This window comes from Corallococcus sp. CA053C, assembly GCF_003611675.1.
Taxonomy (GTDB): domain Bacteria; phylum Myxococcota; class Myxococcia; order Myxococcales; family Myxococcaceae; genus Corallococcus.
Genome location: NZ_RAWA01000347.1, coordinates 1 through 10,657 on the forward strand (window position 1 = coordinate 1; position 10,657 = coordinate 10,657).

Below are 10,657 nucleotides of genomic sequence, written 5' to 3' on the forward strand. Positions count from 1 at the left end.
CGCCGAGGCCGATGGCCTCCCGCTCGACAGCCCCGACCTGCTCTCCCGCCTCCTCGGCTACCTGGAGCGCGAGACGCCCCTGGCCACCTGCCGCCACTGCCTGGGCTCCAGTGGCCCGTGGGAGCCCCACGCTCAGCTGCCCCGCGCTCGCGCTTCTTCCTGAGCCTGCTGAGCCTGCTGAGCCTGGCCGGCCGGCGCTTCCACTTGCAGCGGCAGCTCCACGGTGAAGAGGGAGCCCTGGCCCAGGACGCTCTCCGCGCGCACCGTGCCGCCCATGGCCTCCAACAGCGTGCGGGTGATGTAGAGCCCCAGCCCCAGGCCGCCGTAGTGCCGGTCGCTCACCGCGCGCTCGAAGCGGCCGAAGAGCCGGGGCAGTGACTCCGCCGCGATGCCGATGCCCTGATCCCTCACCGTCAGCGTCGCGCGCCCGTCCCGCGCCTCCAGCCGGATGTCGATGGGGCGCCCCTGGCCGTACTTGATGGCGTTGTCGACCAGGTTCACCACCACCTGCTCCAGCCGCGGCCGGTCCCACCACCCGAGCGTCGGGGTGTCCACGCCCACCAGCCGCAGCGAGGAGCCGGAGCGCGCGGCGGGGCCTTCGTAGGAGGCCACCACGTCGCGCACCAGCTCCGCCAGGTCCACGCGCGCGGGCTCCAGGGCCAGCCGCCCGGCCGCGATGCGCGACACGTCCAGCAGGTCGTTCACCAGCTCCCCCAGCTTCTTCACCTGCCGCGAACCCACCTCCAGGTAGCGCTCCACCAGCGCGCGCGGCACCGGGCCGGGGTTGCGCTCCAGCTCGCGCCGGAGGGACTGGAGCTTGAGGTTCAGCGGCGTGAGCGGCGTCTTCAGCTCGTGGCTCGCGATGGACAGGAACTCGTCGCGCAGCCGCACCGCTTCACGCGCCTCGCGGTACAGGCGTGCGTTCTCCATGGACAGCGCGGCGCGGTTGGCCATCTCCTGGAGGATGGGCAGGTCCGTCTTCGTGTAGCTCCGGCCGGACGCGTGGCTGGTGGCGAAGATGATGACGCCCAGCGTGCGCTCGCGGGCCACCAGGGGCACCATCGCCAGGGAGCGCATCTTCATGGCCTGGAGCAGCTCCATCCGCCGCGGCTCATTGGTCACCTGCTCGAGGTCCACCGTGGTGACGTCCTCCACGAAGAAGGGCTGGCCCTTGAGCAGCAGGGTCCCGGCGGCCATCGATGGGTAGCATTGCCCCTCGGGAACGGGCGTCCGCAGCTGCTGCGCGTGCGTCTCCGACTCCGTCCTCGCGTGCGCCACCTCCATCCGCAGGAAGGTGCCGTCCTCCATCGCCATGTCGACGATGCACCAGTCCGCCAGCGTGGGGACGACGAGGCGCACCACGTTGTGCAGCGTGGCCTCGTAGTCCAGCGACGTGGCCAGGAAGGAGCTGGCGCCGGCCAGCAGGCGCAGGTGCTCCTCGTTGTGCGACAGCTCGCGCGTCAGCCGCTCCGCCCGGGCCCTCGCCCGCACGTGGTCCGTCACGTCGAAGGCGAAAGCGGAGATGCCGTCCACCTTCCCCTGCGGGTCGCGCGTGGGCATGTACGTGAGGTCGAAGAAGTACTCCCGCTCGGCCCCCGACGGCTCCTGGATCCGCAGCGGCAGCTCCTTGGTCTGGAAGGGCTCCCCCGTCGTGTAGACGCGATCCAACAACTGCCCCACGCGCTCGGCCGTGTCCCTGGGCCCCACCTCCCGCGCGGTCTTGCCCAGCGGGGCCGGGTCGCCCACCAGCAGGGTGTTGAGGGGGTTGGACAGCTCGAAGCGGTGCTGGGGGCCGCGGAAGATGGCCAGGTGCGCGGGCGCGTGCATGAAGATTTCATGCAGCCGTGAACGCTCGTACTCGGCGGCGGCGCGGGCCGTGCGCTCCCGCGCCAGCAGCTCCGCGCGCTCCACGTTGGCCTGGCGCAGGCGCACGTTGAGCACCGTCACGAACACGCACAGCCCGAAGAAGAGGCTCAGCGTGAGCAGGCTGCCAGGCGTCACCGACCAGGCGTCGAGCGGCACCAGGAAGAAGTAGTCCACGGCGAGCATCGACAGCCCCGTGGCCACGAGCCCCGGCCCCCAGCCTCCGCGCCAGCTGGCGAACATCACGGCGGCGAAGAAGGGGAGCAGCGGCGTGCCGGCGGTGAGCGGCCAGAGGGCCTTCTGGAGGAGGACGGCCAGCACCACGCCCACCACCGCCAGCCCATAGCGCAGCGGCGCGGAGCCCCCGTCCGGCCCGAACGCCTCCGGAGCCCTGTCGGGAGCCGGCGAGAGCGAGGCCTTGCGGGGCGCCCGGGCGCCCCGGGATGCGGACGGTGATGGGGCGGTCATGGACACAGTGAAGCCTAACCGTGGGGTGGCCTCCCGGTGGCTTCCTTGCGAGCCGGGCCTTGGGACTGCGTCAGGGCTTGCATGGAGGCAGGGTAGCGGTCTCCGGAGGCCACCCCCGGAGGCGCGATGGCTTCGATGTCCGCCAGGTCCTGCGCGGTGCGCTTCACGTTCAATGCCCCCAGGTTGTCATCCAGATACGCGCAGCGCCTGGTGCCGGGGATGGGCACCACGTCCTGCCCGCGCGACAGCACCCAGGCGAGCGCGAGCTGCGCGGGCGTGCACTGCTTCTGGCGGGCGAGCCGTTCGATGGGCTCCACCAGCGTCTGGTTGCGCTGGAAGTTCTCCCCCTGGAAGCGGGGCGAGTGGCGGCGGTAGTCATCCTCGGCCAGGTCCTCGAAGCGCTTGAGCTGGCCGGTGAGGAAGCCGCGGCCCAGCGCCGAGACGGTGAGGCCCTTGCTGCCCAGCTTCCGCATCTCCATGTTCCGTGTCCTTCCGACGTGACTCCTCTTCAGGAAGGGTCTTCACGCGACACCCGGGAGTCCAGGGCAAACGACCGGGCGAAGGAAGAGTTCAGCCGGCAGGGGTCAGCTTGCTCAGGAAGGGGAGCGGCTTGGCGGACGGCAGAAGCTCCGCGTCGCGTGCCTCCACCACGGGCGAAGGCCAGCCCAGGTTGCGCAGGGCCGCGCCCAGCCGCTCGCACAGGGGGGCCACGACCTCCGGATCCGCGCCCGCCAGCTCCAGCGTGAAGCGCTCCCGGGCCACCTGCGTCAGCCGGAACGCGCGCAGCGGGTGGTGCTTGAACACCCAGGCCAGCGACCACGCATCCACCGCGCGGCCTCCGGGCGTGTGGAACGCGCAGGCCCCGCGTCCGCCGAAGTCCGTCAGCGTCCAGCCGTGGAAGCCGCACGCGCAGGCGTCCCGCCGCACGGTGCCGGTGTCGCCCGGGCGGTAGCGCAGGAGCGGGAGCACGCTGGGACGCAGCCGCGTCACCACCACCTCGTCCCCGTCCGGCTCCAACCAGACGTCCGGGGTGAGCACGTGGAAGCGGCCCTGCCCCGCGTCCTCCAGGCACTCCCACGCGAGCGGCCCCGTCTCCGTGGCGGCGTAGTAGTTGAGGACCGGCACGCCCCGTTCGTGCACCCACGCGTCGCGCAGCGTCCGCGGCAGGTGCTGCGCGGAGGTGAGCACCAGCCGGGGCGCGGGCACCTCGGGATGCGCCAGCAGCCAGCGCAGGCCCTCCGGGTCGGAGAAGACGACGGCGGGCCGCACGCGCTGCAACCGTTCCACCGCGTCGTCGCGCAGCACGGAGACACGGTGCAGGGCGCCGTCGTGGAACAGCGGCAGGCGCACGGAATACTCCAGCCCGCCCGGCAGCGCGTCCAGCAGCACCACGCGCGGACGCGGCGGCGGCACCGTGCCGGTGCGCTCGGTGAAGAAGCGCAGCACGGCCCACATGAGCAGGCAGTCGCGCCGGTCGCGCAGCACGTTCACCGGGTCGCCGGTGGTGCCGGAGCTCTTCACCACCACGCACTCGTCGGACGCGGCGGGCAGCGTGGGCAAGTCCTCCCAGTGGCGCGCGAGCGTCGCGCGATCCAACGCGGGGAAGTGCCGCAGGTCCTCCAGCCGCTGGAGGTCACCGGGGTGCAGCCCGGCTTCGCGCAGCACGCGCAGGTAGTAGGGCGAACCCTGGAGCGCGTCCCGCAGCGTGCCCAGGCGCGACTCCAGCTCCGCGCGGGCCACGGCCTCGTCCACCGTGGCCGCGCCGCGCATAAGCCCCGCCGCCACCTCCCGCGCCCACGGCAGGTGGGGCCGCTGGGTCCAGGTGTCGCGGCGGATGCGGGCCCTGGGCGCGACCCCGAGCGTCACTCGCGCCAGCCCCGGGCCTCGGCCTCCTTCTGCTGGGCCTCCTGCAATAGCTTCAGGCGCCGCTCCGCCTCCTGCTTGCGCGCCTCCTCCACCTTGCGCAGGTCCGCGACGGCCTGCCGGTAGTCCAGCGTGTTCAGGCGGCTCTTGGACTCCTGCGCCGTCTCCCCCTCGATGTCCGCGCCCAGCGCGGCCACCCACTTGCGCAGGAACTCCTCCTGACGGAAGGCGTTGGAGCGCACCATCTCCGCGGTGAGCGGCTGCACCTCCTCGAAGAACTGCTGGAGGCGTGCGAGCGGCGTGCGGTCCGCGGTGAGGTAGAGCACCGTCTTCTTTCGCAGCTCCGACGACACCAGCACGTGCGCGAGCATGCCCATCTGTTCACGGAACAGCGGGTTCTTCACGCGCTGCTCCAGCTTCTCCCACTCGGCCTGCGAGGGCGGCTTCTGGCTGGCCAGGCGGAAGGTGTCGCAGACGATGGCCACCGCCAGGTCGTGCGGGTACGGCGACACGATGGGCGACGCGGCCAGTTGTTCCCGAAGCTTCGCGATTGAAACCGCCATCATCTCTCCAACAGGGCATCGGCCAGCGCCGCCGCGGCGGGACCGAAGTCAGACATCCACTGCACCGTCGCGAGCCGGAAGCGCTTGTCCCTCAACACCGGCTCCAGCACCTTCCGGGCCTGCGCTTCGTCCGGCACCGCGAGGAAGGCCACCACCCGGCGCGACTTCGCCACCGCGCGGCCCAGGCGCTCCAGGGCGCCCTTCTCCTGCATGTTCGCCAGGAAGTCGCTGTCGGAGATGATGACCCGCAGCACGTCCGGCCGCTCGCTGGCGAACGCCTCCATCTCCTGCACCGGGAACCACGTCCCCCCGCCGATGTAGTGCAGCAGGAAGTCGCGCGCCGTCTCCTCGTCGTACATCCACGGGGACACCACGGGCAGGTCGCTCGAGTACACGACGCCGCGCACCGTGGCGCCCTTGCGCAGCGCGGACGCGGCCAGCACCTGCGCCGCCAGCGTCATCGCGTTGAGCTGGTATTCGGGGTTGGGCATGGAGCCGCTGGTGTCCAGGTACAGCTCCACCGCTGGCACGCCCAGGTCCGACGGAGAGGGCAGGTCCGCCTCCAGCTCGCGCCGCAGCGGGGAGATGGCGGCCAGGTGCCCCTGCGTCACCACGGTGAGCGTCCAGTCGATGGTGGACGGGTCGTCGCCGTACTCCCACGCCTCCGGTGTGGTGCGCAGGTACGGCTCCGGCTGCGACGGCGCGGAGGGCAGCTTGAGCAGGTGCCGGTCCACGAGCCGCCGGTAGTGCCGCGCGACCAGGGCCCGGCGCAGCTTCCCGCCGCCCTTGCCGGGCAGGTGATCCGTCACGCGGCCAATGGTGGTGAGCGGCTCCGCGTCCTTCGTGTCGTGCGTCGCGTCCAGCCAGCCCTGGGACCGGGCCTCCTCCAGCGCGTCGTCCCACCGGCTGCCGGACTGCACCGCCGCGTCCAGGTCGTCCTCGTCCGGGAGGCTCACGTCGCCCGCGAGCGGGATGCGGAAGCGCGTGTCGGCGGGCACGTCGATGTAGCGGATGAACGCGGCGCAGAAGTAGAGGAACTGGAGGCGCCCGTCCGGCAGCGCGTAGAACGTCTGCACGAACATGCGCGCCTGGGCGCGGAAGCCGGGGTAGTCCTGCTCCAGTTGCTCCAGGCGGCCCCGGGGCACCAGGTCCCCGGGCTCCCGGCTCCACAGCTCTTCGTAGAGGGCCAGGTAGAAGCAGAAGAGCGGCGTCGGCCCTCCGGACGGGGCCGGCTCCTGGCCCGGTTCGGGCGCGCGCAGGAAGCCCCGGTACACCTCGCACAGCGCTTCCGCATGGGTGCGGCCCACGAACTCGTTCACCTGCAGGTCGAAGAACAGGTTGGTGAGCGACTGGCCCAGCCCGGGGATGAGCCGCTGCTCCACCACGCGCAGCTCCGCGTCCCACCCCAGCGTGTGCGGGAAGCGAACGTGGTGCCCGATTTCATGCGCCAGCACCGCGGTGAGGCTGTCGCGCGCGCCCATGCGGTCCAGTTGCTCGAAGTGGACGAACACCTGCCGGCGCACCATGTCGATGTACGCGAGCGGTTCGTCCTTCGCATCGGCTCCAGGATTGAAAGGCCGGTGTGGTTCGGGAGGGCTCAGCTCCACGCGCACGTCCCACAGCGCCAGCGCGTCGCGCCAGCACCGCTCCACCTCCGCCGGGGTGAAGGCCGCGCCCCGGGTCATGACGGGAGGATGACGGCCAGCCACTGGGACGTGTGCATCGTGGCCACCGCGCGCCACTCGTTGCGCACGGTGCTGTACCAGTCTCCCGCGCGCGGATCGCGCTGGGACAGCGACGTGATGGCCTTCACGGGCGTGCGCGTGGGCTCCAGCCGCTCGTTGCAGCCCATGGAGCCCAGGAGCATGGGCTTCTTCGCCAGCCACACGCCCTGCGTGGCCGCGTCGCGTCCTCCCGCGGCGGTGGCGCGGTGCCGGTCGTGCACGCACACCACGGTGGGCGCGAGGAAGTGCAGCTCCCCGGGCATGAAGCGGCTGTCCTCCTGAGACAGGTCCACCCACAGCGCGGTGGAGGTGTCGCCCAGCGCTTGCGTGGGCGGCTCCATCGCCTCGTTGGCGACGGCGTGCAGATGGCCCTCGATGTCGTCCAGCGAGCGCAGGCCCGTGCCCATGCGGCAGAACAGCCGCTGCACCCACGGCGGCGCGGACTCCAGGTTCTCGCTCAGGTTCCACATCCGCGCGAGCGCCGCGGCCCGCTTCTCGCGGGGCAGCTCCGGCAGCAGGCGCGGCACCAGGTCCGACCACGCGAGCGTGAAGAAGTTCTGTCGCCCCGCGGACCCGGGATACAGGTAGCCCAGGCCAATGCCCTCGGCGCCCAGGCGCAGGTAGTCGCGCAGCAGCTCCTCACCGGAGGCCGCGTCCGCACCGGAGGTAGCAAGCGCTTCGCCCAGGCGGGCCACCGGGCCGCCGAGGAAGCCCGACCAGAGCGCGCGGTCCCAGCGCACGAAGCGGGCGCGCGCCTCCTGCTCCAACGTGTCGACGAATGCGCTCATGGCTGACCGCCCGGGTTCTCCTTCAGCCACGTCGCGTAGTTGCGGTAGCGGCTGTAGAGGGACTTCAGGTGGATGATGTCCTCGTACACGGGGCCGGACAGCTCGTGGCGGGTCATCAGCTCATTCATCAGCACGGTGACGGCGGACAGGCGCTTCTCCGTGGTGCGCAGGTCCACGCCGGACAGGCCCAGGTCCAGCTCCGCGCGCAGCCCGGCGACCTTCTGGCGCAGCGGCGCGTGCGTGCCGTAGCGGGCCATGGCCATGTCGAACATATTGCGGATCCACGCCACGCGGTCCTGGAGCAGCAGCTTGTTGCCCTTGCCCTCGAAGAAGGGGCTGCGCGCGTTGGGGGTGAGCTTCTCGTGCAGCACCCAGGGGATGATCTGCCGGAAGTCCTCCAGCTCCACCGCGCGGTGGCCTCGGAAGAACGCCAGCGCCTTCGCGAAGTGCAGGATGGTCTGGTACGCGCGCACGCTGGTGCCGTTCTCCGTCTGCGTGCAGAGATGCACCTTCTTGTCCAACGGGCACTGCTCGGTGCACACGTTGGCCACGCTCTGGCCCGCGAGCTTGAGCGTGTCCTTGTGCTTGAACTCGAAGCGCGGGGACGCCATGCGGCAGAAGTCCAGTTGCCCCAGGAAGAAGGCCACGCGCTCCAGGGCGCCCCTGGGCACTTCCACCGCGAGGATGGAGGTGTAGGCCTTCTCCAGCTCCCCGGGCGTGAAGACGATGTCCTTGGGGAGCAGCTCCTCCGGGGACTTGTCGGACTCGATGCGCTGGAGCAGCGTGTCCACGAAGCCGGAGTTGAACGGCACGGCGCGCACCACGACGTCGATGCGGTCCTTGAGCGCTTCGATGACCTGGAAGGTGCCGCCGCCCTGGTCGTCGTTGGCGGTGAGGAACCAGGACGAGCGGCCCGTGTACACGTACTGGTCCATCATCTCCGCGTAGCCCTCGCCCAGCAGCGACAGCAGGGCGGACTGCGTCTTCGTGGGGATGCGGTTGTACTCGTCGATGATCTTCACGCGCTGGCTGATCCACTTGCGCCAGCTGACCTTCACGGCGGACAGGTCATCCGCCTTGAGCATGTCGGACGGCAGCGGCGCGCCCAGCAGGTCCGCGATGGACAGCTGTGGATGGCCGCGCTGGATGCCCCGGTGCACGTCCTCGCGCTCCATGCCGGACAGCAGCGCCATGAGGATGGCGGAGGTCGTCTTGCCCCGGCCGGGTCCGCCCACGAGCAGGGCGCGGCGGCAGGTGAAGAGGGTGAGCAGGGGGATGAGGACGAAGGAGCTGTAGCTCATGTCCTCTGGCAGGTGCAGCTCGTCCCCGCTGCCGTTCTTCAGGGAGGCGGCGCCCCCGAACTCGATGTCGTAGTAGGGGCAGATGACGGCGTTGTTGGTGATCCACCAATACGCCTGCCGCATCTTGTCGTGGAGGCTGCCGCCGTCGCGTTCGGAGAGGTGGACACTGAGGCCCTTGTCCTTGTCCGCTGACGCGCGGCCGGTGAGCAGGCGCGAAACCCAATCCTGGTTGGCCATGGAGGAGGCGGACTCTAGCCCGCGCGCTCTAGAGCGTCACCAGCCCCAGCCGCGCCGCGCGCACCACGGCCTCCGTGCGCCGCTGCACGCCCAGCTTGGCCAGCACCGCGTTGACGTGGAACTTGGCCGTGTGGTCGCTGATGGCCAGCCGGTCCGCGATGGCCTTGTTCGACAGGCCCTCCGCCAGCAGCCCCAGCACCTCGCGCTCGCGCGGCGTCAGCGTGTCCTGGGCCGGTGCTCCCGTCAGGGCCGTGCTTCGCGGCGCGGCGCGGACGTGGGACAGGCCCGGCTCGAACACGGTCAGCCCTCGCGCCACCGCGTGCAGCGCGGCCACCAGCATCCCGGGCGCCACGTCGCGGAACAGCAGGCCCCGCGCGCCTTCACCCAGCGCCAGCTCCCCCGCCGCCTCGTCCGCCACCAGCGCCAGCACCGGCGCGCCCAGGTCCGGCGCCAGCGCCGTGCCCTCCGTCAGCCGCAGGCCCGTGTCCCAGAGCACTACGTCGGGCGGAGCACCCCGCGCTGACTCCAGCTCCACCTGCGTGCCCGCGGCCACCACCGTCCAGCCCTCCGCCTGGTCGCTGAGCGTCCGGGCGAGCGCACCCCGGGCCAGCGGGTCCTCCGAGACGAGCGCGAGCCGCAGCGATGAAGGGGGCGCATCCAACATGGGCCCCCCATCCCTAACCGCGCCCGCCGGGTTCGCCACCCCGCCCGACGCCGGCACCGGCCCGCTTCCCTCTCAGGAACGCCGGTTGTGAAGAAGCGTGAAGCGCGGTCAGCGCAGCGTGACGCCGTGGCCCGGGGCGTCCGCATCCAACGTCAGCCGGGCGCCCGCGTAGTGCGCACCGCCCTGGAAGGGGTGGCTCGCGATGAACAGCGGCGTGTCCAGGTCCGCGTAGGTGAAGCCGCCCAGGCCCGCGGCCAGGTGCGCGGACGCGCTCATCGCGAGCACGCTCTCCACCATGCCGCCCACCATCAGCTCCAGCCCCGCGGCGCGCGCGAGGTTCCACATCGTCACCGCCTCCACCATCCCGCACTTCATCGTCTTGATGTTGATGGCGTGGCACGCGCCCTCACGGATGAGCCGCAGCACGTCCTTCGCCGAACGCGCCGACTCGTCCGCGCACACCGGCACCTTCGAGCGGCGCGTCACCTCCGCCATCCCCGCGAAGTCGGAGGCCGGCACCGGCTGCTCGAACAGCGCCAGCGGCACATCCGCTCGCTCCAGCTCCTTGAGGAAGGCCAGCGCCTCCGCCACGTCATAGCCCCCGTTCGCGTCCGCGAAGAGGCGCGCCTGGGGGGCCTCCTGGTGGATGGCGACGAGCCGCGCCGCGTCCGCGTCCGGCTCCAGCGCCCCGACCTTCACCTTCAACGTGTCGATGCCTCGCTGGAGGATGGCCCGCGTGGACGTCACCGCGTGCGCCACGTCCCCGGCCGTGATGGTCATGTCGATGTCCAGCACCGTGCCCGCCCCTCCGAAGAAGGCATACAGCGGGATGCGGTGGTGCCGCGCCAGCGCGTCCAGCAGCGCCATCTCCACGCCACACCGCGCGGACGGGGCGAGCGCCAGCGCATCCGACAGCGCCTCCGCCGTCGGCCGCCACGCCTGCGCGTCCCGGCCCAGCAGCACTCCGCGCACCGACTCCAGCGCGGCGAGCGTGCTGCCCTGCGTCTCACCACTCACGGCGGTGAAGGGCGCTGACTCTCCCAGTCCCACCGTGCCGTCCGCGAGCGTGACGCGCACGAGCACGTTCTCCGCCGCGTGCTGCGCGCCGGTGGCGATGGCGAAGGGCTCCGTGAGCGGCAGGTGCAGCGGCTCGAAGGTGGCGTGCGTGACGTGGGTGGGGCGCATG

Annotated in this window: 9 protein-coding genes; all 9 read right to left on the minus strand. The window is 71.6% G+C overall.

The window, feature by feature from the left end:
- Window positions 1-132 precede the first annotated feature (132 nt).
- The 9 genes from D7V97_RS32830 to D7V97_RS32870 all read right to left on the minus strand — a co-directional run bounded on the left by D7V97_RS32830 (window position 133) and on the right by D7V97_RS32870 (window position 10,656).
- The gene (locus D7V97_RS32830) at window positions 133-2,331 is read right to left on the minus strand and encodes an ATP-binding protein (RefSeq protein ID WP_120614572.1); all 2,199 of its coding nucleotides are present in this window, start codon (window positions 2,329-2,331) and stop codon (window positions 133-135) included.
- A 14-nt stretch (window positions 2,332-2,345) separates the two neighbouring features.
- Complete coding sequence (locus tag D7V97_RS32835) at window positions 2,346-2,810, minus strand: aldo/keto reductase (protein ID WP_120614564.1); 465 nt, start codon at window positions 2,808-2,810, stop codon at window positions 2,346-2,348.
- 91 nt (window positions 2,811-2,901) lie between these two features.
- Entirely contained in the window at window positions 2,902-4,197 is a 1,296-nt protein-coding gene (locus tag D7V97_RS32840; protein WP_120614565.1) for a phenylacetate--CoA ligase family protein, read from the minus strand.
- Entirely contained in the window at window positions 4,194-4,757 is a 564-nt protein-coding gene (locus D7V97_RS32845; RefSeq protein ID WP_120614566.1) for a hypothetical protein, read from the minus strand. The genes D7V97_RS32840 and D7V97_RS32845 overlap by 4 nt, the downstream gene beginning before the upstream one ends.
- On the minus strand, window positions 4,757-6,442 hold the full coding sequence (locus D7V97_RS32850) for a VWA domain-containing protein (protein WP_120614567.1): 1,686 nt from the start codon (window positions 6,440-6,442) through the stop codon (window positions 4,757-4,759). Before D7V97_RS32850 ends, D7V97_RS32845 begins: the two co-directional genes overlap by 1 nt.
- Window positions 6,439-7,269: a hypothetical protein gene (locus D7V97_RS32855; RefSeq protein ID WP_199729015.1), complete on the minus strand. Its 831-nt coding sequence runs from the start codon at window positions 7,267-7,269 to the stop codon at window positions 6,439-6,441. Before D7V97_RS32855 ends, D7V97_RS32850 begins: the two co-directional genes overlap by 4 nt.
- Window positions 7,266-8,807 (minus strand): MoxR family ATPase, encoded by a 1,542-nt coding sequence (locus tag D7V97_RS32860; protein WP_120614569.1) that lies wholly within the window; start codon window positions 8,805-8,807, stop codon window positions 7,266-7,268. The genes D7V97_RS32855 and D7V97_RS32860 overlap by 4 nt, the downstream gene beginning before the upstream one ends.
- Before the next feature lie 28 nt (window positions 8,808-8,835).
- A complete protein-coding gene (locus tag D7V97_RS32865; protein ID WP_120614570.1) occupies window positions 8,836-9,471 on the minus strand; it encodes a response regulator transcription factor in 636 nt (211 codons plus the stop codon).
- A gap of 108 nt (window positions 9,472-9,579) precedes the next feature.
- On the minus strand, window positions 9,580-10,656 hold the full coding sequence (locus D7V97_RS32870; RefSeq protein WP_120614571.1) for a dipeptide epimerase: 1,077 nt from the start codon (window positions 10,654-10,656) through the stop codon (window positions 9,580-9,582).
- Window position 10,657: the final 1 nt, after the last annotated feature.